Below are 25,301 nucleotides of genomic sequence, written 5' to 3'. Positions count from 1 at the left end.
CCGGGCCGTAAAATGGGGCCCTGAATGGCCGCCAGCTTATCGCAAGCAACTGAACAATGACGTTGTGGGTGCTCGGACTGAATCACCAGACCGCACCTGTGGACCTGCGCGAACGCGCGGCGTTCGCAGGTGACGCGTTGCCGCGCGCGCTCGAATCCCTGCGCGCGTTGCCGCAGGTGCGCGAGGCCGCGTTGCTGTCCACCTGCAACCGCACCGAGCTGTATGCGATGTCCGACGACCCGCACAGCCTGGTGAGCTGGCTGGAGACCCATGCGCCGGGCTTGAGCGGTTACCTGTATCAGCATCAGGAGGAAGCGGCGGTACGCCACCTGTTCCGCGTTGCCACCGGGCTGGACTCGATGGTGCTGGGCGAGCCGCAGATCCTGGGCCAGGTGAAGGACGCCTGGGCAGTGGCGCGTGCACATGGCGCGCTGGGCAGCGGGCTGGACCGCCTGTTTCAGCAGACCTTCTCGGTCGCCAAGCGGGCGCGCACCGATACCCGCGTCGGTGCCAATCCGGTGTCGGTGGCCTCCACGGCGGTGCGACTGGCGCAGGAATCCTTCGCGCGGCTCAACGAATCCACCGTGCTGCTGATCGGCGCGGGCGAAACCATCGAGCTTGCGGCCAAGCATCTGAGCGAAGGCCGCGTGCGCCGCTTGTTGATCGCCAATCGCACGCTTGCGCATGCGCAGACGCTGGCCAGCCAGCACGGCGGTTACGCGCTGCCGCTGACCGATCTGGACCGCCATCTGGCCGAAGCCGACGTGGTGTTCTCGGCCACTGCCGCGCGCGAGCCGATCGTGACGCGGGTACAGGTGGAACAGGCACTGCGCGCGCGCAAGCGCAAGCCGATGCTGCTGTTCGACCTGGCGGTGCCGCGCGACATCGAAGCCTCGGTGGCCGAACTCGGCGACGCCTACCTGTACACCGTGGACGACCTGGAACGCGCGGTGGAAGACAACCGCCGCGGCCGCCGTGAAGCCGCCGACCAGGCCGAAGCCATCATCGACCTGCAGGTGGCACGCTATGTCGAGACCTTGCAGGCCAACGCGCGCCAGGCGCCGCTCAAACGCTTGCGCGCATTCGGCGACAGCACCCGCGACGAACTGCTGGCCAAGGCGCGCCAGCAATTGCACAACGGCAAGCCGGCCGACGAAGTACTGGAACAGCTGGCGCATGCGCTGACCAACCGGCTGCTGCATCCGCCCACTGCGGCGCTGCGCGATGCCGCGCTCAACAACGACCTGGAATTGACCAGCGCGGCCGACCGGCTGTTCCCGGAAAAACCGGGTTACCAACATCCCCCTGTAGCCACCCCGATCGTGAGGACCGATGACGCCGACCCTGCGCCGTAAGCTCGAAGCGCTGGCCGAGCGCCGCGAAGAACTGCAGCACCTGCTCTCTGACCCCGATGTGGTCAACAACAACGACAAGTTCCGCACGCTGTCGCGCGAACTGTCGCAGCTGGAGCCGGTGGCCGTGGCCCTGGAAGACGAAGCGCGCGCCAAGGCCGACCTGAGCGCGGCCGAAGCGATGCGCAACGATCCGGAAATGCGCGAGCTGGCAGAAGAGGAGATCGCCGCCGCACAGGCGCGCCTGGAAGAACTGGATGCGCAACTGGCCTTGCTGCTGGTGCCGCGCGACCCGCGCGATGACGGCAACCTGTTCCTGGAAGTACGCGCCGGCACCGGCGGCGACGAGGCGGCGATCTTTGCCGGCGACCTGTTCCGCATGTATGCGCGTTATGCCGAGCGCCAGGGCTGGAAGGTGGAAATCGAATCCGACAGCCCCGGCGAGCACGGCGGCTACAAGGAAGTGGTGGCACGGGTGGTCGGACGCGGCGCGTATTCGCGGCTGAAGTTCGAATCCGGCACCCACCGCGTGCAGCGCGTGCCGGCGACCGAGTCGCAGGGCCGCATCCACACCTCGGCGGCGACGGTGGCGATCATTCCCGAAGCCGACGATGTGGAAGAGATCGTGATCAACCCGGCCGACCTGAAGGTGGACACCTTCCGCTCGTCCGGTGCCGGCGGCCAGCACGTCAACAAGACCGAATCGGCGATCCGCATCACCCATATGCCCAGCGGCGTAGTGGTGGAATGCCAGACCGAGCGCAGCCAGCACGCCAACCGCGACAAGGCGATGAAGCGGCTGAAGGCGCAATTGGTGGAAGCCGAACGCAGCAAGGCGGCCGCCGCCGAAGCGCAGACGCGCAAGCTGCAGGTCGGCAGCGGCGACCGCAGCCAGCGCATCCGCACCTACAGCTTCCCGCAGGGCCGCATCACCGACCACCGCGTGGAAGGCCTGACGCTGTACGACCTGCCCAACATCATCGAAGGCGATCTGGATGCACTGATCGCACGACTGCTGCACGAGCATCAGGCCGACGAACTGGCACGGTTGAGCGACAGCCCGTGAGTGCGCAGGTGCCGCGCGAGCTGCTGCAGCTGCGCGAGGCGGTGCGACGCCAGCCGGGCGACTTCATCACCTGGCTGATGCTGGCCGATGCCGAGCTCGGCATGGGCGCAATCGCTGCAGGCGAGGCCGCGGTGCAACGCGCGCTTGCACTGCAGCCGGGCCACCCGGAAGCGGTGGCGCGGCTTGGCCGGGTGCGCTGGACACAGCAACGGCATGCCGACGCAGCAGCGTTGCTGCAGCAGGCATCGGACCTGGTGCCGCAGCATCCGGGCATCGCGCTATGGCTGGGGCATGCATTGGAAGATGCAGGCCAGGCCGAAGCGGCCGCGGCCGCGTATACGCGTGCGCATCAGCTGCTGCCCGACGAGCCGTATATCACTGCGCAACTGCTCAACTGGCGACGCCGCCTGTGCGACTGGCGCGAGCTGGATGCGCTTGCTGCGCAGGTGCGCAGTGCCGTGGCGCAGGGCGCTGCTGCGGTGGAACCGTTCGCCTTCCTGAGCGAGGACGCCGGCGCTGCCGAACAGCTGGCCTGTGCACGGACGCGCGCGCAGGCGATCGCTTCCGTTTTGCGGCCGCTGCCGCCGACCGCCGTGCGCCGCCAGGGCGGGTTGCGGGTCGGCTTCGTTTCCAACGGCTTTGGTGCGCATCCCACCGGCTTGCTGACGGTCGCGTTGTTCGAAGCGCTGAAGCGCCGGCAGCCGGCGCTGCAACTGCATCTGTTCGCCACCAGCCATGACGACCGCAGCGAGATCCGCGCGCGCCTGGCGCAAGCCACCACGCTGCACGATGTCACCGAGTTCGGGCACCTGGCCACCGCGCAGCACATCCGCGACCAGGGCATCGATCTGCTGTTCGACCTGCGCGGCTGGGGCGGTGGCGGGCGCCCGGAAGTGTTCGCACTGCGGCCGGCGCCGCTGCAGCTCAACTGGCTGGCATATCCGGGCACGTCGGGCGCGCCGTGGATGGACTATGTGCTGGGCGATGCGTTTGCGCTGCCGCCGTCGCTGGAGCCGTTCTACCGCGAGCGCGTGCTGCGCCTGAACGGTGCGTTTCAGCCGTCGGACACCTCGCGCGTGGTCGCCGAGCCGCCGTCGCGGGCGCAGTGCGGCTTGCCCGAGCATGGCGTAGTGCTGTGCTGCTTCAACAACAGCTACAAGCTCAATCCCCGCAGCATGGCGCGCATGCTGGCGGTGTTGCATGCGGTGCCGGGCAGCGTGCTGTGGCTGTTGTCCGGACCGGGCGAGGCCGACGCACGCCTGCGTGCGGTGGCGCAGACGCAAGGCGTGGCTGCGCAGCGCCTGGTGTTCATGCCGAAGCTGCCGCACGCGCAGTATCTGGCACGCTACCGGCATGCGGACCTGTTCCTGGATACGCATCCATACAACGCGCATACCACCGCATCGGATGCCTTATGGGCGGGTTGCCCGGTGTTGACGACGCCCGGCGAGACATTTGCCGCGCGCGTGGCCGGCAGCCTGAATCATCATCTGGGGCTGGATGAGATGAATGTGGCCGATAACGCTGCGTTCGTGGCCAAGGCGGTGGCGTTGGCGAGTGACCCAGCGGCGTTGAGTGCATTGCGTGCGCGGGTGGCGGAGCGTCGGCGCGAGTCGGGCGTGTTCGATATGGATGGGTTTGCCGACGGGTTCGCGGACCTGTTGCAAGCACTCGCGCGCCAACATGGTTGGTTGGGTAACTAGCGGGCTGCTTGCCTTTTTCAAGGTAGATGGCTGTCTTCCGCCGCACCCTCACCCCCAGGCACGCGCGCCCAGCTGTGCCTCCTCGCCCCAGCGGGAGAGGTGCTTCAAAGCGTCATTGAGTTTCTCCGAGACCTTTTCAGGTCATGGAAACAACGTGCAGAGCGGCAGCGTGGCCGGGGATTGGCGGAGAGCGGCACACGGATGTGCCGCGGCGGCGAGTCAGACAGGATGTCTGCCGAGCCGAGGAGCCGATCCCCGGCCGCGCTGCCGCCCTGACCGAAGCTAGTACCGACAGGCAGTGTGCTTCGCCGTACCCTCACCCCACCCCCTCCTCCCGGCGGGAGAGGGGCGTCCAATCTTGCGGCATGGACGCTCGGCGGCACGCACACCAGGGGCACGAAAGCTGTGCCTTCTCGCCCCGCAGGGAGAGCGACTTATCGATTTGCCACGAACTGTCAGTTGCCAATTGCCAGTATCAGCGAACCCCACCGGCAACCAAGGTTGTGCGGCTTCACGCCGTGGTGCTGTACCCGGTCGTCCCGGCTCGCTAGGCTTGGGGCATGCCTTCCAATCTCGACTTCATTCCCTTGCACCTGTGCGTGCTGACGGTGTCCGATAGCCGCACGCTGGCCGATGATCGCTCCGGCGACTATCTGGTCGATGCCCTCACTCACGACGGTCACCTGCTGCACGAGCGCGCCCTGTGTCCGGACGATCGCTACCGCATGCGCGCGATCGTCTCTGCATGGATCGCCGACGCGCAGGTCGACGGCATCCTGATCACTGGCGGCACCGGCTTTACCGGCCGTGACAGCACACCGGAGGCGATCACGCCGTTGCTGGACAAGACCATGCCCGGTTTCGGCGAATTGTTCCGCGCGGTCAGTGTCGAAGAAATCGGCACCTCGTCGCTGCAGTCGCGCGCGTTTGCGGGGCTGGCCAATCACAGTTTCGTGTTCTGCCTGCCCGGCTCCACCTCGGCCTGCCGCACGGCCTGGGAAAAGATCGTGCGTGCGCAGCTGGATGCGCGGACCAAGCCCTGCAATCTGGCGACACTGCGTCCACGTCTGGGCGAATAGCCTGCGCGCTCCATCGCTGTCGGAACGCGCATGTCGCACCTGAAACGCAAGGCCTACAAGAAGTTGCTGGCACCGCTGCAGCTGGAACTGGTCAACATGGCGCGCTGGCTGCGGCACACCAACCAGCGTGCGCTGGTACTGGTGGAAGGCCGCGACACCGCCGGCAAGGGCGGTGTGATCCAGGCCATCGCCAGCCATCTGAACCCGCGCCAGTGCCGGGTGGTGGCGTTGCCGACACCCAACGACCGCGAAAGCACGCAATGGTATTTCCAGCGCTATGTGGCGCACCTGCCGGCGGCCGGCGAGTTGGTGCTGATGGATCGCAGCTGGTACAACCGCGCCGGCGTGGAACGGGTGATGGGCTATTGCACCGACGCGCAATACGACGCGTTCCTGGAGCAGGCGCCGCGCTTCGAACAACTGCTGGTCGACGACGGCATCCTGCTGTTCAAGTACTGGCTGTGCGTGGATCAGGCCGAGCAGGAACAGCGCTTTGCCGAACGCCAGGAAGATCCGCTCAAGGGCTGGAAACTGTCGCCGGTGGATCTGCAGTCACGCAGCAAGTACGAGGACTACACCGCCGCGCGCGAGCGCATGCTCGAGGTGACGCATACGCCGGATGCGCCATGGACGCTGGTGGATTTCAACGACCAAAAGCGCGGCCGGTTGAGCCTGATCCGCAATCTGCTGGATCGGCTCCCGGACACCGCGGTGCCCGATGACACGCTGCAGCTGCCGCCACTGGACGGCAAGCCGCACAAGGAACGTTACGGCGTGCTGGAACCGATCGACGATTACGCCGGCCAGTCCTGAGAGATCTCGTCGCTGGCCGCGGTGGCGCGCGGCAAGGGATACAGGCCGGCCTGGCGCTCGGCCTGCTCGGCCTGCAGCACAAGCTGGCTCAGGCGCTGACTGAACAGCTGCATGAAACCGCGGTGCAGCGGGCGCATCGCTTCGATGTAATCGACGTCGTCGGCCTGCGCGCCGAGCGGGCTGCAGGACGACAGCAGCACTTCGTCCAGGCGTAGCGCGCTGTCGGGCAGACGCACCAGCGCGGCGCGGCGCAACCAGTCGCGCATGCCCTGGCGGTACTCGGCGGCCAGGATGTAGGCCACTTCGACCTGATCCAGGTCCACGTCCGGATTCCACGCCAGCACCTGGATGACCTGGGAGCGCTCGTCCAGCATGCGGCTTTCGGCAACCAGGCCGTGCAATTGCTGCAGCAGACGCCATTGGACGCCGGCGGCCTCGCGCTGCGGGGCCGGCATGGTCTCGATTGCCAGCGCCAGGCGGCGTGCGAACAGCGCCGGCACTTCGGCCAGGACGATCGGGCCGGCATCGGCGCCAAGCAGGAAACGTTCGGTGCGCAGCGTGGCGGTGTCGGGCAGGTAGCCGTCCTGCAGCGGGCGCATCACGCCGTGGTCGAGCAGCGACAGCACCACATCCAGCCAGTAGCGACGCTCCTGTTGCAGCGCGCGGTTCGCGGTGGCGTTTTGCCAGGCCGGACGGAGATCATCCAGACGCGAGATGCAGGCCTGGGCATCCAGGGTGTCCCAGGGCGCACGGGTAGCGTCGTTGGGATCGAAATTCTCCACGCTGAGCATGCCGCCGCCGAAACGGTGCCAGGCTGCGCCGCGCTGGGTGCCGGCAGGATCCGGCCTGGAGGCCGACAGCGGCACCGCGGGGGCCGGGCGCAACAGCGCCGCGTAGGCGTCGGCCCAGGAATCGGGCAGACGCGCCGACAGCGGATAGCTGGCAGCGGACGCGCCCAGGCCGTGGCGTGCGAGCTTCAGGCTCCACAGCACCGCAGCGATCACGATGCCGCCGAAGATCCAGGCCAGCAGCCAGCTGGTGGCCGCCTGCCCTGGCTGCAGCACACGGGTCTGCGGCTGCAGAAACAGCAACCAGCCGCTGCCCGACAGGACGCCCAGGTACAGCCATGGCGCCAGCTGCGCTAGGCGACGGTTGCGGGCAGGCACTTCGTGCCCGTCGGTGTGATCTTGAGATGGAGCGGCCATACATTCCCCCTGCACGCCTGATCGCGCTGACAAGGTTATCGGCGACGCATCGCAAGTCTGTTGGCCTGCTCGGCTGGCAGCGACTCAGCCAGTTACAAATTCTTCAGTCGGCGGCGGCGCGCAGGGCGTGCGGGTCACCGCGGCCACCCTGGCCGCCGGCGGACCTTGCTATAACCAGGTTTCCAGCGCGTCCAGCGCGGCATCGGGCCCGGCAGCAACCACTTCCACGCTGCCGTCGGGCTGGTTGCGTGCATGCCCACGCAGGCCCAGCGCAACCGCGCGCTCGCGGGTGGAGGCGCGGAACCACACGCCCTGCACCACGCCGGTGACGATAAAGCGCGCCGCCTGCATCAGCCGGCCTTGCCGGTGATGCCCACCGCCGTCTCGATGTCGCGTGCGGTCACCGGGCCGAGGAACTGCTTGGCCACCTTGCCGTCCGGCCCGATCAGATACGTCATCGGCAAGCCGCGCGGCGTGGCGAAGTCCTGCGGCGGCTGGTAGGGATCGAGGATGGCGATCGGGTATGACACCGGGTGGTCCTTCAGGAACGCCTGCATGTCGGCGCTGCTGATGTCTTCATAGGCCAGGCCCACCACTTCGACGGTGTCGCGCATGGTGTGCAGCGCCGACAGCTCGGGCATTTCCTTCAGGCACGGCGCGCACCAGGTGGCCCAGAAATTGACCACCACCCACTTGCCGCGATGCGCGGCCAGGTCATAGGCCTCGCCGGTCACGGTCGGCAGCGACAGCTTGGGCATCTCGGCGGTCTGCTGCACCACCGAGGTGTCGGTTGGGCTGGCCGGGTCGGCGGGAGCGGCCGGCTTTTGCGGCGTCTGTGCGGTGGTCGCCGGCGCTGCACCGCCGGCGGCGGGCGTGCCCTCGCCGGTGGGCTTGCAGGCGGTCAGCAGCAACAGCGGCAACAGCAGCGCACAGGCGCCGCGCACAAGGCGCACGGTCATGGGAGGTCTCCGGGAAGGTGGGTGTAGAGGTCGCCGACCGGTTGCGCCAGCACGCTGCGCAAGGGTTGGCGCAGTTGTTCCAGCGCAGCGGCAGCGGCCTGGCCGTAGGCATCGTCGCGGCACGGCAGGGGGCGGTCTTCGATCGGCACGCGCAGCTGGCAGCTTTCGTAGAGTTCGGCCAGCGGCACCACATCCAGGTCGCGCGCCAGCAGCCATTGGCCGCGCTCATCGCGGCGCAGCAGGCGGATGCGTTTGAGTTCGCACAGCAACTCCTGCATCAGCGTGTCGGTGAGCATCGGCTCCAGCGCCAGGATGCGGTCTTCGTCCAGCCCGTTGCCGTGGATGCGTGCCTGGCGGAAGCGGCCGAGCAGGCGCAGCAGGCCATAGATCTCGAAGCCCGGCGGCAGCCGCATCGCTTCGGGCTGGTAACGGAATGCCGCCATCGAAGAGGCCAGCGAGGCGCCCAGCAGCACCGAGACCCAGCTCAGGTAGATCCACAACAGCAGGATCGGCAGCGCCGACAGCGCGCCGTAAATACGTTGATAGGTCTGGAAATTGCCCAGATAGAAGCCGAAGCCCCATTTGACGATTTCCATCAGGATCACCGCCAGCAGTGCGCCCGGCAGCGCATGCCGCAGGCGCACGCCATGCTGCGGCACCACGCGGTAGATCAGCACGATGCAGACGAATTCCACCGCCATCGGCGCCAGCCGCCAGGCGAATTCGGCCAGCCACTGGCCTTCGGTGGTGCGGAACAGCGGCAGCGCGAACACGTAGGCGGCCATCGCCATCGAGGCGGCGGCCAGCATGGTGCCCAGGGTCAGCACCGTCCAGTAGATCAGGAAGCGCGTCACCTTCGGACGTGCGGCGGCCACCCGCCAGATGCTGTTGAAGGTCTGCTCGATGCTGTGCAGGGTGATCAGCAGCGAGGCCACCAGCGCGACCATACCGGCCACGGTGAACTTGCCCAGATCCTCCAGCGAACGATTGAGGTAGTTCTGCACCGAGCGCGCCGCGCCGGGCACGAAGTTGTTGAAGATGAAGTCGGTCAGCGCGTCCTTCCACTCGTTGAAGGCCGGAAACGCCGACAGCACCCCGAACACCACGATCGCCAGCGGCACCAGCGCGAACACCGTGGTGTAAGCGAGCGAGGCGGCCGCCTGGAACAGGCGGTCGTCGAGAAAGCGGCGCCACAGGAAGCGCCCGAAGCTGACCGTCCGCGCGCGGTCGCGCAGTCGTTCTTTCCATTGGTGGATTTTGTTCACGCGCAACATCGCGCAAGGGTACCCGATGCGCCGTCATCGCGGCCTTGCCGCAACTGCGGCGTGCAGGCAGGCGGTGGCTTGGCCGATACTGCGGCAACTCACACAGGCGGTAGATGCGCGATGGCGGAGATTCTGGTGCTGTATTACAGCCGTGGCGGTTCGGTGGCGCGGCTGGCGCGGCAGATCGCGCGCGGCATCGGCGAAGTACCGGGCATGGGCGCGCGGCTGCGCACGGTACCGCCGGTGGCGGCGGTGACCCAGACCAGCGCCCCGCCGGTGCCGGACGAGGGCGCGCCGTATGTGGACAAGGCCGATCTGGCCGAATGCAGCGGTTTGCTGCTGGGCAGCCCGACCCGCTTCGGCAACATGGCCGCGCCGATGAAGCATTTCCTCGACGGCCTGGGCGCCGAGTGGGCCAGCGGCATCCTGGCCGGCAAGCCGGCAGGCGTGTTCACTTCCACCGCCTCGATGCACGGCGGCCAGGAATCCACCTTGCTGTCGATGCACCTGCCGCTGCTGCACCACGGCTGCCTGATCGTCGGCATCCCGTTCACCGAGCCGGCGCTCAGCCATACCACCAGCGGCGGCACGCCCTATGGCGCCAGCCATGTCTCCGGTGCCGGCGGCGACCCGCAACCGAGCGAGGACGAAGCGCTGCTGGCGCGTGCGCTGGGCCGCCGGGTGGCCGATATCGCCCGGCGCCTGGCCAGCCCATGAGCCTGCGCGCCACGCACTGGCTGCTGACTGCCGCGCTGATCGCGCTGACGGTGCTATTCGTGAGCTGGTTTCACGACGACCGCCATCGCACCGCGGCGCTGCTGGTGTTTGCGCTGCCGCCGGCGCTGATAGCCGCGCTGGCGTTGCGCAGCGCACGTGCGCGTTTCTGGGCGGGCGTGTTCGCGCTGGGCTGGTTCAGTCACGGCGTGATGGCCGCCTGGAGCCAGCCGCAGGCGCGTGGGCTGGCCTGGCTGGAAGTGCTGCTGGCCCTGCTGGTGGTGGCATTGGTGGGCGGCCCCGGCATGGCGGCGCGCTTCGGCCGCAAGCGCCCTCCACGTTGACCCGCTTGGGCAGCACCCGCGCCGGGGTCGTATCATGACTGCCCTCGCGCGGCCTGCACCGCGCCCGTTTGAAGGACCCGCAGCAATGGAAGACCTCCTGATCGTCACCACCGGTGGCACGATCGACAAGATCTACTTCGACGACAAATCGGACTACCAGATCGGCGACCCGCAGATCGGCCAGATCCTCAAGGAGCTGGGCGTGACCTTCCGCTTCTCGGTGATTCCGATCATCCGCAAGGATTCGCTGCACATCACCGACGCCGATCGCGAACTGGTGCGCGCCACCATCGCCGCCCAGCCGACACGCCACGTGCTGATCACCCACGGCACCGACTCGATGGTGGAAACCGGCAAGGTGCTGCAGTCGATCGCCGACAAGACCATCGTGATGACCGGCGCGCTCAATCCGGCGCGCTTTCGCGGCTCCGATGCAGAGTTCAACATCGGCTGCGCGGTCGGCGCGGTGCAGTCGCTGCCGGCCGGCGTGTACATCGCCATGAACGGACGCATCTGGAATCCGGAAAAGGTGCGCAAGAACGTCGCCGCCAACCGCTTCGAATCGCTCTGACGCCATGAGCAAGGCCACCCGCGCGACCAAGGCATTGGATGCCGCCGGCGTGGCCTACGTGTTGCACCCCTACGCCTACCAGGCCGATGCCGATGCGAAGGGCATGCAGGCGGCGAACGCCCTGGGACTGGCGCCGCACACGGTGCTGAAAACATTGATGGCCTGGGTCGACGACCAAGCGGTGTGCGTGGTGATCCCGTGCGATCGCCGGGTGTCGCTGAAGAAACTGGCCAGTGCCTGCAACGGCAAGTCGGCGCGCATGATGGAGGTGGCCGATGCCGAGCGTCGCACCGGCTACAAGGTCGGCGGCATCAGCCCGCTGGGGCAGCAACGCCAGGCGCCGGTCGTGATCGAAGCCAGTGCACTGGATGCCCCGTCGCTGTGGATCAACGCCGGGCAACGCGGCTTGCTGCTGGAATTGCCGGGCGATGGCATCGTTGCCGCATTGCAGGCGCGGCCCTGCAGTGTTTGCGACTAGCCGCGGCGAGACACCGCGCCGCGTACAGGCCGGCTGATGCAAGCCGGCATCTGGAAATCCACAGGTGGCTCGGTTTGCGGCAGCGATCACGCACGTCCGCTGCGGCGTGAGGCATCGCCAACGCCACATGGCCGATACAAGATCACGCCCCAAGGAAGACCGGAGTCCTGCACGCCACCGGCGCAGGACTCCGGGCACGCTCAGTACGTGGCCACCAGCGTGACCGCCGAGAACGCCAGCGTGGCCTTGAGCCGCACGTAATACACCCCTGGCGCGGGTGCGCTCAGCGTGCAGCTGTCGGCATTGCCCACCACCGCAGTGCGGCAGTTGTAGGCGGTATCGCTCGGCAATGCACCGGCACGCAGCGACAGGTCGGCATTGCCGCTACCACCGCTGAGCGCCACCCGCAGGCTGCGCGTGCCTGCGGGCACGTTGACCTGGTAATACAGCGAGCCACCGGTGGCTGCGGCCAGGCCGTTGCGTGCTGCATTGCTGGTCAGGGTGGTCGAGGCGATCACCGCAGCCACCGCACCATCGGCGTTGACCAACCCTGCCCCACACCCCTGCGGACACGCCACCGGCAATGCACGCGCCGTGCTCTTGAGCACCGCTTCGACGCTGGCCGCACTGAGCGGATTGAGTGCCACCGACTGCATCAATGCCACCACGCCAGCCACATGCGGCGCCGCCATCGAGGTGCCGCTGTAGACCGCGTAACCTGGGGTGCCCACCGCCGCGCTGCCGCTGTTGAGCGTGGACAGAATCGCCTGCCCCGGCGCGGCGATATCCACGCCCTGGCCGAAGTTGGAAAAGCTGGCCTTGGCCCCGGCCGAGGTGGTCGCCGCCACCGCGATCACGTTCGGGCAATTGGCCGGCACGCTTTTGGATACGTCGATATTGCTGTTGCCGGCAGCCACCACGACGCTGGTGCCGCGCGACACCGCGCTGGCGATCGCATTGCTCAAGGTGGTGGAACAGGAACCGATGCCGCCCAGCGACAGGTTGATCACCCTGGCCGGGGTCGGATTGGCCGGCACGCCGGACACCGTGCCGCCGGAGGCCCACACGATCGCATCGGCGATGTCGGACAGGTAGCCGCCGCAACGGCCCAGCACGCGCACCGGCAGCACCTTGGCATTGAATGCCACGCCCGCGGTACCGGCACCATTGTTGGCGGCGGCCGCGACGATGCCGGCCACATGGGTGCCATGCCAGCTGGAACTGGACGCGCTCGCACCGCTGCCGCACTCGTTGGCCGCGGCCCAGTCGCCCGGATCGGCGGCGTCGGTGTCGCGCGCATTGCCGTCACGGGCGATGAAGGCATCGCTGATGAAGTCATAGCCGGCCAGCACATTGGCCGACAGCTCCGGATGCGCGGTCACGCCGGTATCGATCACTGCCACCACCGCGCCCTTGCCGGTGGCCTTGTCCCAGGCCGGCCGCACATTGATGCCGGCGCTGGTGGTGCCCAGCGCCCATTGCTCGGACAGGTGGCTGTCGTTGGGCACCAGCATCGGGCGCAGCAGCATGTCCACTTCCACGCGCTTGACCGCCGGGTCGGCCGCCAGACGACGCATCAGGGTTTCCGCATCGACCCGGTCCAGCGCGCGATCGGCCACCAGCAATTGCGGCCCGACTCCAAGCCAGCGCGACGACGACAGGCCGAGCGCCCGTCCGCGCCGCGCCGGCACCGCGCGGGCGATCTCGCGTAACGAGCCACTCAGACGCCCACGGTCGCCGGCGCTGCTGTCCTTGTAGCTGACGATGAAACGCTGATGGGCGGACGCCGACCCCAGCCCCTGCAGGCTGACGTCGCCAGCAAATGCAGGCGCAGTGCCGCATAGCAGTGCACAGGCCAGCGCGACATGGCGCAGCCCCTTGAACGGTAAATAACGCATGGATCGACCCCTCCCCGGGATGTCGTGGTGCAAACGAGGGCACATCTGTGCCGCCCTTGCATCGTGGTGAGGCGCGCCGACTGGCGTCGCTGCCCACCTGCCCACGCTATCGACCGGGTATGGACGGACCTGAGCCGGGATCGCTGGCCAGGCGTGGCGAACCACCGGGTTGGTTAAGGTGGCCGCTCGAGAGGCAGATGCCGGCGGCGACCAGGACCGCGCCGTCCTACTCTCCAGCGCCGCCCCCAAAACGCCATTGCCCCGCACTTGGCGGGGCAATGGGGTATCGAGCGTGCTGCAGACACACCGCATCACGCAGACCGCAGCGCTGCCAACGGCTCGGCCGCTGGCACCGCGAGGCGTCTTACGGGGTCTGGCTGACCGCGCCGGCCGCGTTGACGATGCCGGCACCGCAGCCGCCCGAACAGGTACCCGGCAGCGGACGCGCGGTGTTCTTCAACAACGTTTCCACCGCCGCCGGGGTCAGCGGACGGCTGGCCGCCGACTGCACCAGCGCCACCACGCCGGCCACGTGCGGGGCCGCCATCGAGGTACCGTTGTAGGAGGCGTAGCTGGCGCTGCCCGGGGTGGTGGTGCCGCTGTTGAGCGTGGACAGGATCGCCGAGCCCGGGCCGGAGATGTCGATGGTGCTGCCGAAGTTGGAGAAGCTCGAACGCGCACCGGCCGAGGTGATCGACGCCACTGAAATCACGTTGGCGCAGCTGGCCGGGGTGAAGTTGGCCACGTTGGCATTGCTGTTGCCGGCCGCCACCACCACCGTGGTGCCGCGCGACACCGCGCCGTTGATGGCGTTCTGGTAGGTGCTCGAGCAGGTGCCGTTGCCGCCCAGCGACATGTTGATCACTTCGGCCGGATTGGCATTGGCCGGCACGCCGGAGACGGTGCCGCCGGATGCCCACACGATTGCGTCGGCAATGTCGGAGGTGGTGCCGCCGCACAGGCCCAGCGCACGCACCGGCACGATGCGCGCATTGAACGCGGTGCCGGCCACACCGGTGCTGTTGTTGGTGACCGCAGCGATGGTGCCGGCCACGTGGGTGCCGTGCCAGCTGGAGTTGGCCGCTGCCACGCCGGAGCCGCATTGGTTGGCTGCGCGCCAGTCGCCCTGGTCGGCCGGGTTGTTGTCGCGGCCATTGTTGTCACGCGCACGCGCCGCGTCGCTGATGAAGTCATAGCCCGGCAGCACATTGGCGTTGAGGTCCGGGTGGCTGGTGATGCCGGTGTCGATCACCGCCACCACCACGCCGGTGCCGGTGGCGGTATCCCAGGCCGGACGCACGTTGATGCTCGAGGCGGTGGTGCCGAAGCCCCACTGCTCGGACAGACGGGTGTCGTTGGGGGTCAGCGTCGGGTACATGATCTGATCGACTTCCACGTACTCCACGCTCGGGTCGGCGGCGATCCGGCGCATCAGCGTCTCGGCCTCGGCACGGTCCAGGCCACGGTCGGTCTTGAGCACTTCCGATCCCAGCGCGGTGCGACGCACGTGATTCAGGCCCAGCGCGCGGCCGGCGCGTGCCGGCACAGCGGTGGCGACCGAATTGAGCGATGCGCGCAGCGAGGTCGGGCTCACCGCGGCGCTGGAACCGTCCCTGTACTTGACGATGAAGCGGTCCAGGGTGGGCTGCGAATCCAGCCCGGAAAGATTGACCTGACCGGCAAACGCCGGCACTGCCAGCAGCGAAGTCAGCGCGGACACACCCAGGACCACCAGCGCGCGCGTGGGCGCACGACGTTGCGACACATTGGACATCGATCGTTCCTTATTTGAGAGGGTGCCGCAGTTGCGGCGAGATGGCCGAACCGGCTCCACGTGCTGCGGATCGGGTCAGGCAGTGCACGGGCGCGAGCGCCCGGCGAGACGACTGACCGATGTCCATTCCGGTCGAGCGGCAACACACCGCCTCCGCCGGCCGATGCGGCAGACGTGGGCAATAGGTCGCTGATGGGGGTGAAGCGGATCCGCAGCAGCGGATCGGATCGGCACTGCCTGGCCGGGGCCAGGCAGTGCCGACGTGCCTCAGTAGCTGGCGCGCAAGGTCACGCCGGAGAACGTGCTGTACGCCTTGACGCGCACGTAGTAAGTGCCAGACGGCGCGCTGATGCTGCAGGTCTCGGCATTGCCGCTGCGGTACGGACGGCAGGTGTAGGTGGTGTCGGTCGGCGCACTGCCGGCACGCACGTACAGGTCTGCATCGCCGCTGCCGCCGCTGATCGCCACGGTCAGCGTGCCGCTACCGGCCGGCACTGCGATGGTGTAGTTCAGCTCCGCACCCGTGGCCGCGCCCAGTCCGGTGACCGGCGTGCCGTTGGTCAGGGTGTTGCCGGTGCCGCCACCGCCGCCGCCATTGCTGCCACTGATGGCGGCAGTCACCGCCGCATCGGCATTGACGATGCCGGCGCCGCAGCCGCCCGAGCAGGCGCCCGGCAACGCACGTGCGGTGTTCTTCAACAGGGTTTCCACGGCAGCCGGGGTGAGTGCGCTCGGCGCGACCGACTGCACCAGCGCGACCACGCCGGCCACATGCGGCGCCGCCATCGAGGTGCCGTTGTAGGACGCGTAGCTGGCGCTGCCCGGGGTGGTGGTGCCGCTGTTGAGCGTGGACAGGATCGCCGAACCCGGCGCCGACACGTCGATCCCGGTGCCGAAGTTGGAATAGCTGGCCTTGGCGCCGGCCGAGGTGGTGGCTGCCACCGCGATCACGTTGGCGCAGTTGGCCGGCAGCGAACCGGACACGTTGGCAGAATCGTTGCCTGCCGCCACCACCACCGTGGTGCCGCGCGATACCGCACCGCTGATCGCGTTCTGCATGGTGGTCGAGCAGGTACCGCCGCCGCCGAGCGACATGTTGATCACCTCGGCCGGATTGGCATTGGCCGGAATGCCGCTGACGCTGCCGCCGGAGGCCCAGATGATGGCGTCGGCGATATCCGACAGCGAGCCGCCGCACTTGCCGAGTACGCGCACCGGCACGACCTTGGCGTTGTAGGCCGTGCCCGCCACGCCGGTGGTGTTGTTGGTCACCGCGGCCACCGTGCCGGCCACGTGGGTGCCATGCCAGCTGGAATTGGCGGCGGGAATGCCGGTGCCGCACTCATTGGCGGCGTACCAGTCGCCTTCGTCGGCAGGATTGCTGTCGCGCCCGTTGCCATCGCGCGCCGTGGTGGCATCGCTGATGAAGTCGTAGCCCGGCAGGATGTTGGCGTTGAGATCGGCATGGGTGGTGATGCCGGTGTCGATCACCGCCACCACCACATTGGCGCCGGTGGCCTTGTCCCAGGCCGGGCGGATATTGAGGCCGGCATTGGTGGTGCCGAAGGCCCACTGCTCGGACAGGCGGGTGTCGTTCGGGGTCAGCGTGGCGTGCAGGATCTGGTCGACTTCCACGCTCTGCACGTTGGGGTCGGAGGCCAGCTGGCGCATCAGGGTTTCGGCTTCGGCGCGGTCGAGTGCGCGGTCGGCCTTGACCAGCTCCGGTCCCAGCGCCAGGCGGCGCACCGAGTTCAGGCCCAGCGCCTTGCCGGCCTTGGCCGGAACAGCGCGCGCGGCAGTGCGCAGCGAGGTGCTCAACGCGGTTGGACTGGCCAGCGCGGTGCTGCCGTCCTTGTAGGTCACGATGAATTTCTGGTGGGTTTGGGCGGTGGCCAGGCCATCCAGATACACCTCGCCGGCAAAGGCCGGGGTTGCCAGCAACAACGAGGTCAGCGCAGCTGCGCTCAGGATGGTCAGTGCGCGGGGGCACTTGCGGAAAGACTCGTTCGACATCGAATTCCCTTCTAGATCAAAGAGAACCGCCGGAGCGGTGGTAGCCGGTGCCGCCTTCCATAGGTCAGCACCGAGGTCCCGGACCGATCCCCTGTTATCGATCCGTTCAGCGAACCTATCGCACTACAACCAGACTGGACAATAAGAAGTTCGCACTTTCCATAAATTAAATATCAGATTTGTGACACCGTACGGCACCGTTCAGTCAGTTGACGACACATTCGGACATGAATTGCCACATACCTGCTGCGCTGCGCCCAAAAAAAAGGCCCCTGCGCGACCGCGCAGAGGCCTTTTTGACGCGATGTGTTGGCTCAGGACAGACGCACCAGCCAACCGTGGCGGTCCGGGACGCGCCCGTACTGGATGTCGGTCAGCTCCTGGCGCAGCGACATGGTCACCTCGCCGGCCGGTGCGGACAGGTCGCCGACCGCAAAGCCATCGCCCTTCAGCTCGCCGATCGGGGTGACCACGGCAGCGGTACCGCAGGCGAACACCTCGGTGATCTCGCCCGACGCCACGCCCTGCTTCCACTCGTCGATGGCGACCTTGCGCTCGATCACCTGCATGCCGCGATCGCGGGCCAGTTGCAGGATGCTGTCGCGGGTGATGCCCTCCAGGATGCTGCCGGACAGTTCCGGCGTCACCAGCGTGCCGTCCTTGTAGACCAGGAACACGTTCATGCCGCCCAGTTCTTCGATGTACTTGCCTTCCACCGGGTCCAGGAACAGCACCTGCGAGCAGCCCTGCGCATAGGCCTTCTGCTGCGGCAGCAGCGAGGCGGCATAGTTGCCGCCGCACTTGGCCGCACCGGTGCCGCCCTTGGCCGCGCGCGCGTACTCGGTGGACAACCAGATCGACACCGGCGCCACGCCCTTGGCGAAATACGGACCGGCGGGACTTGCGATAACGTAGTACGAGGCCTTGTGCGCCGCACGCACGCCCAGGAACGCCTCGTCGGCGATCATGAACGGGCGGAAATACAAGCTGGTTTCCGGGGCCGACGGCACCCAGCTCGCATCCACCGCCACCAGCTGGCGCAGCGATTCGACGAACAGGTCCACCGGCAGTTCCGGCAGCGCCAGCCGGCGCGCCGAGCGCTGCAGCCGCTCGCCATTGGCTTGCGGGCGGAAGGTCCAGATCGAGCCATCGGCATGCCGGTAGGCCTTGATGCCTTCGAAGATCTCCTGGCCGTAATGCAGCACCGAGGCAGCCGGATCCAGCTGCAGCGGGCCATACGCGCGTACCTGCGCGTCATGCCAACCGAGCTCGTTGGTCCAGGAAATGGCGACCATGTGGTCGGTGAAATGCAGCCCGAAGCCGGGCGCGGTCAGGATCACGGATAGCTCGTCGGCACTGCGCGGCGACGGGGAACGGGTGGAAGCGAAGGACACGGACACCGGAAGATTCCTGTATGGCGGGCGAAAGGACGCGGCGCCACCTCTTGGACATGGCGCCTGACGATCAGAGCATGCCGGTCTCGAGACGGGCTGCTTCGGACATCATATGCCGGCCCCACGGCGGGTCGAAGACCAGCTCGACGTCGGCCTCGGCAATGGTCGGGATCATCTCCACCTTGCTGCGCACGTCGTCGACCAGGATCTCGCCCATGCCGCAACCGGGCGCGGTGAGGGTCATCTTGACGTCCACCCGGCGCTGATCGTCTTCCTCGCGATGGCTGACCACCGCCTCGTAGACCAGGCCCAGATCGACGATGTTGAACGGGATCTCGGGGTCGAAACAGGTGCGCAGCTGCTGCCACACCAGTGCCTCCACCTCTTCGTCGCTGGCATCGGCGGGCAGTTCCAGCCCCGGCGGGGCCTCCTTGCCGATCGCATCGCCATCCTTGCCGGCAATGCGGAACAGGTTGCCTTCGACAAAGACGGTATAGCTGCCACCCAGCGCCTGGGTGATATAGCCGTAACTGCCTGCGGGCAGGGTCACCGAATCGCCCTGCGGCACCATGACGGCATCGCAATCGCGTTCGAACTGGACGGGTTCGCTGCTACGGGAGTACATGGGCTGGATATGGGGCCGCGGCGGATGCGCGCAAGTCCGCCATTCTAGCCGACCACGGCAAGGCCGCTGCCGTTGCGGGATGGAGCCAGCGACGACGCTGCATTCCATCGGCGCGTCCATCACCGCGCAAAGTACAGCGCGCGCTTTATCATGTGCGCACTGTCAGGAGCTCCAATGCCGCCTACCACCGAGTCCGCCAGAACCGCCCACTGGCTCTGGCCCCCGCTCCTGCTGCTGGGATGCGTTACCGCCCTGATCGCCTGGATGCTCATCGCGCTTGCCCTCGGCAACCAGGCTGGCTGGATGGCGGTGCTGGTGGCGCTGGAAATCGTCTGGATGCTGCGCCTGGGCACGCTGGGCGCCGGCCCCTTGCGCATCGGCATCGCGGTCGTGGCGACCGCGCTGATCATCGTCGGCGCCAACTGGGGCATCGCCTCGGCGCAGCTGGGTGGCGCACTGGGCCTGGACCCGTGGACCTCGGCACAGAAGATGGGCACCGGGCTGGCCTGGACCCTGCTGCAACTGGCCAACAACGGCTTCGACCTGCTGTGCTATGCCGCCGCGCTGGTCCTGGCGTGGTGGGCGGCGCGCTGAGTCGGACGCGTTCGCAATGACTGCCACTAGGCATCCGTTGAAGTTGATGCTTCATGTGCACAGCGCAAGTCACGCCGCTTCTGCAACGTAAGGTTCCGCGACGGTGAGCGGACAAGGCCCGGTCGAGATGGTCGGTGTGCATGGTTTTCGACAGAGCAACCGGTAACCGGTGCGGTGTCCTCGCCGCGCCCTCGACGCTGTGAGTTTGCTGCAGGGCCCTTGCCCGCCCACCATCGCAGGACACGCCGCAAGTACGTCCATGTAGGCTCTTACGCGGCATCCATGCCGCGTAAGGTCCCGCGACGATGGGCCGGCAAGGACCTGTCGAGATGGTCGGTGGTTTGGTTGCAAGCAAAGCATGGTGTGTGTTGTTCGGATCACCGTGCGTTCGATCAGCTTTCCAGCGCAAACCGAGTAACGGAAGCCGCTCAACAAAGCAACCTGCAAACGTTTCAGCGTTCCGACGCAAGACTTGCAATCGCAACAGGCAGCTTTTCATTCGACCACCAACCAACCTCCTGGTGCGGTGTCCTTGCCGGTTGCGGGACCCTTGGCGGCATGGATGCCGCCAAGGAGCCTCCATGGATGGATTCACGGCGTGTCCCGCAAGCGGTGAGGGCACCGCGCACTCGAAGAGCCGAGCTCTTGAATGCCTTTAAACACCGCTACGCCCCACAAAGCCCGGTATTTTCTTGAAGCTGCGTGGCTTGTTTACGACTGGCCGGACAAACACGAATAGATCAACTTAGGAGCGGCTGTTCTGCAGATCGCTACAAGGTCCTTGGTAGTGAGAAAGGACACCGCCCCTCGACCAAGTGGCTTCGCAAATTCATCCGTTAAATCAGTCGCACAACGCCTCAGTGCCCGCCCCCGTCCAGCGCCTTCAGCTCGCTGACCAGCGCGCCGGCCGCTTCCGCGCCATCGCCGTACAGCATGCGGGTGTTGTCGGCGTAGAACAGCGCATTCTCGATGCCGGCAAAGCCGGTGCCCTTGCCGCGCTTGATCACTACCGTGTTCTTCGAATTGACCACGTCCAGGATCGGCATGCCGTAGATCGGGCTGGCCGGGTCGGTCCTGGCCACCGGGTTGACCACGTCGTTGGCGCCGATCACCAGCGACACGTCGGTGCTGGCGAACTCGGGGTTGATGTCGTCCATGTCGGCGATCAGGTCGTAGGGCACGCCGGCTTCGGCCAGCAGCACGTTCATGTGCCCGGGCATGCGCCCGGCAACCGGGTGGATTGCGAACTTCACCTTCACCCCGCGCGCGATCAGCCGCTGCGCCAGCTCCCAGATCTTGTGCTGCGCCTGTGCCACCGCCATGCCGTAGCCGGGCACGATCACCACCCGCTCGGCGAACGCCATCATCGCCGCCACATCACCTGCCTCGATCGGCTTCTGCGCTCCAGCGATCTCCTGTGCCTGCCCGCCGCCACCGAAGTTGGAAAACAGCACCCCGCTGATCGGCCGGTTCATCGCCTTGGCCATCAGGCGCGTCAGCAGAATGCCGGCCGCGCCGACCATCATGCCGGCGATGATCAGCGACTCGTTGCCCAGCACATAGCCTTCGAAAGCCACCGCCAGGCCGGTGAATGCGTTGTACAGCGAGATCACCACCGGCATGTCGGCACCGCCAATCGGCAGCGTCATCAACACGCCCAGCGCCAGCGCCGCCACGAAGAAGGCGATGATCGCCAGCGGCTGCAGGCTGCTGGCCGCCCAGATGCCGAGCACCAGCACCGCCAGCGCCACCAGCAGATTAAAGGCCTGCTGGCCCGCAAAGGTCACCCGACGGTCGAGCCGGCCATCCAGCTTGGCCCAGGCCACGATCGACCCGGACAGCGACACCGCGCCGATCGCCGAGCCGACCACCGCCAGCACCACCGTGGTGGTGTCCGGCCGCCGCGCCGCCAGTTCGGCGATCGCCTGGGCGCTCCAGTGGGTAGTGTCGCGGTTGGCGAAAAAGGCAAAGCGCAGCAACTCCACCGCCCCGATCGCCGCCGCCGAGCCGCCGCCCATGCCGTTGTACAGGGCCACCATCTGCGGCATGTCGGTGATGGCGATCTTCCTGGCCGACCACCACGCCACGCCGGTGCCGATCACCAGCGCGGCCAGGATCAGCGGCACGTTATGCAGCTCGGGCAGGAAGAATGTCGCCACCGTGGCGATCAGCATGCCCAGCCCGGCCCAGCGGATGCCGCTGCGCGCGGTCAGCGGCGACGCCATGCGCTGCAGCCCGAGCAGGAACAAGGTCGCCGCGACCAGATAGCTGGACTTCACCAGCCATGCCAGCAGCTCGGCAGTGGAGACGTTCATGGAGCATCCCCGCCCGACGGCTTCTTGCTGGACTTGAACATGTCCAGCATCCGCTCGGTCACCACATAACCACCGGCCGCATTGCCCGCACCCAGCACCACTGCGACAAATCCCAGCGCCTTTTCCAGCGTGGTATCGGCATGCCCCAGCACCACCATCGCACCGATCAGCACGATGCCGTGGATGAAGTTGGAGCCGGACATCAGCGGGGTATGCAGGATCACCGGCACCCGCGAGATGATCACGTGGCCGGCGATGGCCGCCAGCATGAAGATGTACAGCGCTACGAATCCGTCGCTCATCGTCGTTCGCTCCACTGGCCGGTGCGGCCCGCCGATCATACCCACGCCGTGCGCGCCCGGGCGCGTGTCAACCGAATCGGCACTCGCCCGTTGACGTCGTATCGTCTCCGCGGAAGCTACGCTGTGCTGGTGGGAACCCCTTTCGATCCGCAACCTGCCGCACCGGCCGCCACCGCGCCGGCTTCGCTGGACGCCTTCCTGGCCGGCATCGGCCCGCGTGCGTTCCGCTTTGCCGAGGCCGGCCTGCGTCACCGCGAAGATGCGCTGGACGCCGTGCAGGACGCCATGGTGAAGCTGCTCGGCTATCGCGAGCGCCCGGCCACCGAATGGACGCCGTTGTTCTGGAGCATCCTGCGCAGCCGCATCATCGACCTGCAGCGCCGGCGCAGCTTTCGCCTGAAGTTCTGGGCGCCGGCCGAACGCGCCGACGACGAAGGCACCATCGACTGGGCCGACCCCGGCACCGGCCCCGTGGACGAACAACAGCATCAGCAGGCCTACCAACGGCTGGTCGAGGCCTTGCGCAACCTGCCGGCGCGCCAGCGCGAAGCGTTCACGCTGCGCGTGCTGGAAGAGCTGGACGTGGCCACCACCGCCAAGGCGATGGGCTGCTCGGAAGGCTCGGTCAAAACCCACCTGTCGCGTGCGCGCGACGCGTTGCAAAAACAGTTCGAGGATTTCCTGTGAACCGCTCCCACGACCCGGCCCAGCTGGATGCGCACCTGCGCCAGCTGCATGCCTCCGCACTGACCAGCCTGACGCCGCAGACCCTGGCGCGCCTGCGCCAGGCCCGTCATGCGGCTGCTCCCACGCGCGCCCGGCGCGGCTACTGGTTGCTGGCGACCGCGTGTTCCGGCCTGCTGGCGGTCGGCATCGGCCTGCAGCTGCGTCCGGGCGAGAGCGCCTCGCCGGACCGCGCTCCGACCCAGGTGGTCGCCGGCACCACCACCGATACCGACGACATGCTGACCCAGAACCCGGACCTGTACGTCTGGCTGGGGTCCGATACCGCCCTGGCCATGGAATAAGCACGATGACCCGCACCACCCGCCTGTTGTTGACCCTGCTGCTGTGCGCCGCGCCCTGCGCGTCCCTGCTGGCCCAGGCCCATTCCCCCGAACCGCCGCCGCCGGATGGCCCCGGCCCGCGAGGACCCGGACCGCGCGAGGCAGACACGCCGATGCCCGAGTGGGACAAGCTCACCCAGCAGCAGCGGCAGGTGCTGATCGATGCGCTACGCGAACGCTGGAATGATGTGCCGGAAGAACGCCCGCGCATGTATCGCCACGCGCGCCGCTGGCTGGACATGACCCCGGAGCAGCGCAAACAGGCCAAGGCCGGCATGGACCGCTTCCGCAACATGAGCCCGGAGCAACGCCGCGAGGCCAAGGCCTTGTTCGAACGCATGCGCACGCTCAACCAGCAACAACGCAATGAGCTGCAGCAACGCTGGCAGAAGATGAGCCCGGCCGAACGCAGCACCTGGCTGCGCGAGCATCCGCCCACCGACGATTGACGGAAGCGCTGCCGCGGCGAGTGCGACCCGCCAGCGCACGCGCGCATCCCGGTCACAGGCGGACATGCGCGCGGCCACCGTAGGAGCGCGCTAGCGCGCGATGGAGCATTACAGATAAAGCGCCATCGCGCGACGCAGCGTTACCGATAAAGCGCCATCGCGCGCCAGCGCGCTCCTACCCGTCAACGCGCAAGGCGCATGGGCTCGGCGGGGCTACGCAGTCGCTGGCGCCGACCAGCGTGTCTTGGCCAGCAGTTCGTCATCCCAGTCGAACGACAGCGCGCCATCCTTGATCAGCAATGCGGCGAACGCGTAGACGTTGCGCGCGAACATCTCGCTGGCGTGCACCGCGCCCTGGCTGGCCAGATTGAGCGGGCCGGCGATCACCACGCCATCGCGCTCATAGGTATCGCCGGGCCGGGTGGCGGCGCAATTGCCGCCGGTTTCCGCGGCCAGATCGACGATCACGCTGCCGGCGCGCATGCCGTGCAGCATCTCCATGCTCAGGATCTTGGGCGCCGGCCGGCCGGGCACGGCGGCGGTGCAGACCACAACGTCCACGCTCTTGAGGTGTTCGGCCAGCCGGCGTTGCTGTTCGGCGCGTTCGTCGTCGGTGAGCTGGCGCGCATAACCGCCCTCGCCGGCCGCGCTCACGCCCAGATCGAGGAAGCGCGCGCCCAGCGAGGCGATCTGCTCGCGCGTTTCCGGGCGCACGTCGAAGCCTTCGACCTGCGCGCCCAGCCGTTTGGCGGTGGCGATCGCCTGCAGCCCGGCCACGCCCGCACCGATCACCAGCACCTTGCACGGGCGCATGGTGCCGGCGGCGGTGGTCAGCATCGGAAAGAAGCGCGGCGCCAGTTGCGCGGCGATCAGCACGGCCTTGTAGCCGGCCATGCCGGCCTGCGAACTCAAGACGTCCATCGATTGCGCACGTGTGGTGCGCGGCAGGCGCTCCAGCGGAAACGCGACCAGCGCACCGGTAGAAATCGCCTGCGCACGTGCCGGGTCGGCGTCCGGCGCCAGCATGCCGATCAGCACGGTGTGGGGCCTGCATTGCTGCAGCAGCTCGGTGGGCGGTGCCTGCACGCTCAGCAGCACCTCGGCCTGGGCCAGTGTGTCTGCCGTGGCGAGCTGCGCCCCGGCCTGCAGATACGCCGCGTCGGCCATGCTGCTGGCACAGCCGGCGCCTGGCTCGATCCACACGCTGGCGCCGAGCGCGACCAGTTTCCTGACCGTTTCCGGCGTGGCGGCGACACGGCGCTCGCCTGCCGCGTGTTCTTTCAGCACCAGCACCTGCACAGCCATGGCTTGCTCCGCTCGC

General features: G+C 67.6%; 24 protein-coding genes and 1 pseudogene. 13 read left to right on the top strand and 12 right to left on the bottom strand.

What is annotated here, in order from left to right; all coding sequences use genetic code 11:
- Positions 1-56: 56 nt before the first annotated feature.
- From hemA to ppk2, 5 genes are all read left to right on the top strand, one after another.
- Positions 57-1,355 carry a glutamyl-tRNA reductase gene (hemA, locus tag ABQY74_RS05045; RefSeq protein WP_039810738.1) on the top strand — a complete coding sequence of 433 codons (1,299 nt, stop codon included), beginning with the start codon at positions 57-59 and terminating at the stop codon, positions 1,353-1,355.
- Positions 1,333-2,418 carry a peptide chain release factor 1 gene (prfA, locus tag ABQY74_RS05040; RefSeq protein WP_039810741.1) on the top strand — a complete coding sequence of 362 codons (1,086 nt, stop codon included), beginning with the start codon at positions 1,333-1,335 and terminating at the stop codon, positions 2,416-2,418. The genes hemA and prfA overlap by 23 nt, the downstream gene beginning before the upstream one ends.
- The gene (locus ABQY74_RS05035; protein WP_349793564.1) at positions 2,415-4,121 is read left to right on the top strand and encodes a tetratricopeptide repeat protein; all 1,707 of its coding nucleotides are present in this window, start codon (positions 2,415-2,417) and stop codon (positions 4,119-4,121) included. The genes prfA and ABQY74_RS05035 overlap by 4 nt, the downstream gene beginning before the upstream one ends.
- Positions 4,122-4,681: 560 nt before the next feature.
- Entirely contained in the window at positions 4,682-5,200 is a 519-nt protein-coding gene (gene moaB / locus ABQY74_RS05030; RefSeq protein WP_104556002.1) for a molybdenum cofactor biosynthesis protein B, read from the top strand.
- Positions 5,201-5,230: 30 nt separating this feature from the next.
- A complete protein-coding gene (ppk2, locus tag ABQY74_RS05025) occupies positions 5,231-6,013 on the top strand; it encodes a polyphosphate kinase 2 (protein WP_024938581.1) in 783 nt (260 codons plus the stop codon).
- Here ppk2 and ABQY74_RS05020 read toward each other — a convergent pair.
- The 4 genes and pseudogenes from ABQY74_RS05020 to ABQY74_RS05005 form a co-directional block, all read right to left on the bottom strand.
- Positions 5,995-7,218 carry a hypothetical protein gene (locus ABQY74_RS05020; protein ID WP_065047973.1) on the bottom strand — a complete coding sequence of 408 codons (1,224 nt, stop codon included), beginning with the start codon at positions 7,216-7,218 and terminating at the stop codon, positions 5,995-5,997. The genes ppk2 and ABQY74_RS05020 overlap by 19 nt on opposite strands.
- Before the next feature lie 84 nt (positions 7,219-7,302).
- Positions 7,303-7,569 (bottom strand): annotated as a pseudogene (locus ABQY74_RS05015) (acylphosphatase).
- Positions 7,569-8,177 (bottom strand): TlpA disulfide reductase family protein, encoded by a 609-nt coding sequence (locus ABQY74_RS05010; protein ID WP_024938584.1) that lies wholly within the window; start codon positions 8,175-8,177, stop codon positions 7,569-7,571. Before ABQY74_RS05010 ends, ABQY74_RS05015 begins: the two are co-directional and overlap by 1 nt.
- Positions 8,174-9,451 (bottom strand): YihY family inner membrane protein, encoded by a 1,278-nt coding sequence (locus ABQY74_RS05005; protein WP_024938585.1) that lies wholly within the window; start codon positions 9,449-9,451, stop codon positions 8,174-8,176. Before ABQY74_RS05005 ends, ABQY74_RS05010 begins: the two co-directional genes overlap by 4 nt.
- A 51-nt stretch (positions 9,452-9,502) precedes the next feature.
- Here ABQY74_RS05005 and wrbA point away from each other — a divergent pair, with 51 nt between their 5' ends.
- From wrbA to ybaK, 4 genes are all read left to right on the top strand, one after another.
- The gene (wrbA, locus tag ABQY74_RS05000) at positions 9,503-10,159 is read left to right on the top strand and encodes an NAD(P)H:quinone oxidoreductase (protein ID WP_172454310.1); all 657 of its coding nucleotides are present in this window, start codon (positions 9,503-9,505) and stop codon (positions 10,157-10,159) included.
- Entirely contained in the window at positions 10,156-10,500 is a 345-nt protein-coding gene (locus ABQY74_RS04995) for a DUF2069 domain-containing protein (RefSeq protein WP_104555996.1), read from the top strand. Before wrbA ends, ABQY74_RS04995 begins: the two co-directional genes overlap by 4 nt.
- An 85-nt stretch (positions 10,501-10,585) precedes the next feature.
- Positions 10,586-11,071: an asparaginase domain-containing protein gene (locus ABQY74_RS04990; RefSeq protein ID WP_016900703.1), complete on the top strand. Its 486-nt coding sequence runs from the start codon at positions 10,586-10,588 to the stop codon at positions 11,069-11,071.
- Positions 11,072-11,075: 4 nt separating this feature from the next.
- The gene (gene ybaK / locus ABQY74_RS04985) at positions 11,076-11,549 is read left to right on the top strand and encodes a Cys-tRNA(Pro) deacylase (RefSeq protein WP_349793567.1); all 474 of its coding nucleotides are present in this window, start codon (positions 11,076-11,078) and stop codon (positions 11,547-11,549) included.
- A gap of 200 nt (positions 11,550-11,749) precedes the next feature.
- Here ybaK and ABQY74_RS04980 read toward each other — a convergent pair whose 3' ends face one another.
- From ABQY74_RS04980 to sufT, 5 genes are all read right to left on the bottom strand, one after another.
- The gene (locus tag ABQY74_RS04980; RefSeq protein ID WP_349793569.1) at positions 11,750-13,447 is read right to left on the bottom strand and encodes a S8 family peptidase; all 1,698 of its coding nucleotides are present in this window, start codon (positions 13,445-13,447) and stop codon (positions 11,750-11,752) included.
- Between the two features lie 364 nt (positions 13,448-13,811).
- Positions 13,812-15,221 (bottom strand): S8 family peptidase, encoded by a 1,410-nt coding sequence (locus ABQY74_RS04975; RefSeq protein ID WP_349793571.1) that lies wholly within the window; start codon positions 15,219-15,221, stop codon positions 13,812-13,814.
- Between the two features lie 267 nt (positions 15,222-15,488).
- Positions 15,489-17,234 (bottom strand): S8 family peptidase, encoded by a 1,746-nt coding sequence (locus ABQY74_RS04970; RefSeq protein WP_039523743.1) that lies wholly within the window; start codon positions 17,232-17,234, stop codon positions 15,489-15,491.
- 314 nt (positions 17,235-17,548) lie between these two features.
- A complete protein-coding gene (locus ABQY74_RS04965; RefSeq protein ID WP_349793573.1) occupies positions 17,549-18,634 on the bottom strand; it encodes a branched-chain amino acid aminotransferase in 1,086 nt (361 codons plus the stop codon).
- Positions 18,635-18,698: 64 nt separating this feature from the next.
- Complete coding sequence (gene sufT / locus ABQY74_RS04960) at positions 18,699-19,253, bottom strand: putative Fe-S cluster assembly protein SufT (protein WP_016900709.1); 555 nt, start codon at positions 19,251-19,253, stop codon at positions 18,699-18,701.
- Between the two features lie 174 nt (positions 19,254-19,427).
- Between sufT and ABQY74_RS04955 the strand changes: the two genes are divergently transcribed.
- Positions 19,428-19,847, top strand: a complete 420-nt coding sequence (locus ABQY74_RS04955; protein WP_349793575.1) for a hypothetical protein — start codon at positions 19,428-19,430, stop codon at positions 19,845-19,847.
- A gap of 857 nt (positions 19,848-20,704) precedes the next feature.
- Here ABQY74_RS04955 and ABQY74_RS04950 read toward each other — a convergent pair.
- Positions 20,705-22,162 carry an NAD(P)(+) transhydrogenase (Re/Si-specific) subunit beta gene (locus ABQY74_RS04950; RefSeq protein WP_349793577.1) on the bottom strand — a complete coding sequence of 486 codons (1,458 nt, stop codon included), beginning with the start codon at positions 22,160-22,162 and terminating at the stop codon, positions 20,705-20,707.
- A complete protein-coding gene (locus ABQY74_RS04945; protein ID WP_024940817.1) occupies positions 22,159-22,464 on the bottom strand; it encodes an NAD(P) transhydrogenase subunit alpha in 306 nt (101 codons plus the stop codon). The genes ABQY74_RS04950 and ABQY74_RS04945 overlap by 4 nt, the downstream gene beginning before the upstream one ends.
- Before the next feature lie 123 nt (positions 22,465-22,587).
- Here ABQY74_RS04945 and ABQY74_RS04940 point away from each other — a divergent pair, with 123 nt between their 5' ends.
- From ABQY74_RS04940 to ABQY74_RS04930, 3 genes are read left to right on the top strand one after another with little or no spacing between them, the layout of a single operon-like run.
- Complete coding sequence (locus tag ABQY74_RS04940; protein ID WP_349793579.1) at positions 22,588-23,151, top strand: RNA polymerase sigma factor; 564 nt, start codon at positions 22,588-22,590, stop codon at positions 23,149-23,151.
- Positions 23,148-23,492 (top strand): hypothetical protein, encoded by a 345-nt coding sequence (locus ABQY74_RS04935; protein ID WP_349793581.1) that lies wholly within the window; start codon positions 23,148-23,150, stop codon positions 23,490-23,492. The genes ABQY74_RS04940 and ABQY74_RS04935 overlap by 4 nt, the downstream gene beginning before the upstream one ends.
- Positions 23,493-23,497: 5 nt before the next feature.
- Positions 23,498-23,980, top strand: coding sequence for a DUF3106 domain-containing protein (locus tag ABQY74_RS04930; protein ID WP_349793583.1), 483 nt, complete (start codon positions 23,498-23,500; stop codon positions 23,978-23,980).
- A 213-nt stretch (positions 23,981-24,193) separates the two neighbouring features.
- Here ABQY74_RS04930 and ABQY74_RS04925 read toward each other — a convergent pair whose 3' ends face one another.
- Positions 24,194-25,285, bottom strand: a complete 1,092-nt coding sequence (locus ABQY74_RS04925; RefSeq protein ID WP_167704711.1) for an NAD(P) transhydrogenase subunit alpha — start codon at positions 25,283-25,285, stop codon at positions 24,194-24,196.
- Positions 25,286-25,301: the final 16 nt, after the last annotated feature.

It is taken from the genome of Xanthomonas sp. WHRI 7064 (assembly GCF_040202355.2).
In the GTDB taxonomy this organism is placed as follows: domain Bacteria; phylum Pseudomonadota; class Gammaproteobacteria; order Xanthomonadales; family Xanthomonadaceae; genus Xanthomonas; species Xanthomonas arboricola.
This window is presented reverse-complemented; position numbering and strand designations above follow the sequence as displayed.

Excerpts from the sequence above, each read along its gene's own strand:
- moaB (WP_104556002.1), top strand. The coding sequence starts at position 4,682 with ATGCCTTCCAATCTCGACTTCATTCCCTTGCACCTGTGCGTGCTGACG.
- prfA (WP_039810741.1), top strand. The coding sequence starts at position 1,333 with ATGACGCCGACCCTGCGCCGTAAGCTCGAAGCGCTGGCCGAGCGCCGC.
- ABQY74_RS05010 (WP_024938584.1), bottom strand. The coding sequence starts at position 8,177 with ATGACCGTGCGCCTTGTGCGCGGCGCCTGTGCGCTGCTGTTGCCGCTG.
- ABQY74_RS04950 (WP_349793577.1), bottom strand. The coding sequence starts at position 22,162 with ATGAACGTCTCCACTGCCGAGCTGCTGGCATGGCTGGTGAAGTCCAGC.
- ABQY74_RS04990 (WP_016900703.1), top strand. The coding sequence starts at position 10,586 with ATGGAAGACCTCCTGATCGTCACCACCGGTGGCACGATCGACAAGATC.
- ABQY74_RS04930 (WP_349793583.1), top strand. The coding sequence starts at position 23,498 with ATGACCCGCACCACCCGCCTGTTGTTGACCCTGCTGCTGTGCGCCGCG.
- ybaK (WP_349793567.1), top strand. The coding sequence starts at position 11,076 with ATGAGCAAGGCCACCCGCGCGACCAAGGCATTGGATGCCGCCGGCGTG.
- ABQY74_RS04955 (WP_349793575.1), top strand. The coding sequence starts at position 19,428 with ATGCCGCCTACCACCGAGTCCGCCAGAACCGCCCACTGGCTCTGGCCC.
- sufT (WP_016900709.1), bottom strand. The coding sequence starts at position 19,253 with ATGTACTCCCGTAGCAGCGAACCCGTCCAGTTCGAACGCGATTGCGAT.
- ABQY74_RS04995 (WP_104555996.1), top strand. The coding sequence starts at position 10,156 with ATGAGCCTGCGCGCCACGCACTGGCTGCTGACTGCCGCGCTGATCGCG.
- ABQY74_RS04970 (WP_039523743.1), bottom strand. The coding sequence starts at position 17,234 with ATGTCGAACGAGTCTTTCCGCAAGTGCCCCCGCGCACTGACCATCCTG.
- ABQY74_RS04975 (WP_349793571.1), bottom strand. The coding sequence starts at position 15,221 with ATGTCCAATGTGTCGCAACGTCGTGCGCCCACGCGCGCGCTGGTGGTC.
- hemA (WP_039810738.1), top strand. The coding sequence starts at position 57 with ATGACGTTGTGGGTGCTCGGACTGAATCACCAGACCGCACCTGTGGAC.
- ABQY74_RS04980 (WP_349793569.1), bottom strand. The coding sequence starts at position 13,447 with ATGCGTTATTTACCGTTCAAGGGGCTGCGCCATGTCGCGCTGGCCTGT.
- ABQY74_RS04925 (WP_167704711.1), bottom strand. The coding sequence starts at position 25,285 with ATGGCTGTGCAGGTGCTGGTGCTGAAAGAACACGCGGCAGGCGAGCGC.
- ABQY74_RS04945 (WP_024940817.1), bottom strand. The coding sequence starts at position 22,464 with ATGAGCGACGGATTCGTAGCGCTGTACATCTTCATGCTGGCGGCCATC.
- ABQY74_RS05020 (WP_065047973.1), bottom strand. The coding sequence starts at position 7,218 with ATGGCCGCTCCATCTCAAGATCACACCGACGGGCACGAAGTGCCTGCC.
- ppk2 (WP_024938581.1), top strand. The coding sequence starts at position 5,231 with ATGTCGCACCTGAAACGCAAGGCCTACAAGAAGTTGCTGGCACCGCTG.
- ABQY74_RS05005 (WP_024938585.1), bottom strand. The coding sequence starts at position 9,451 with ATGTTGCGCGTGAACAAAATCCACCAATGGAAAGAACGACTGCGCGAC.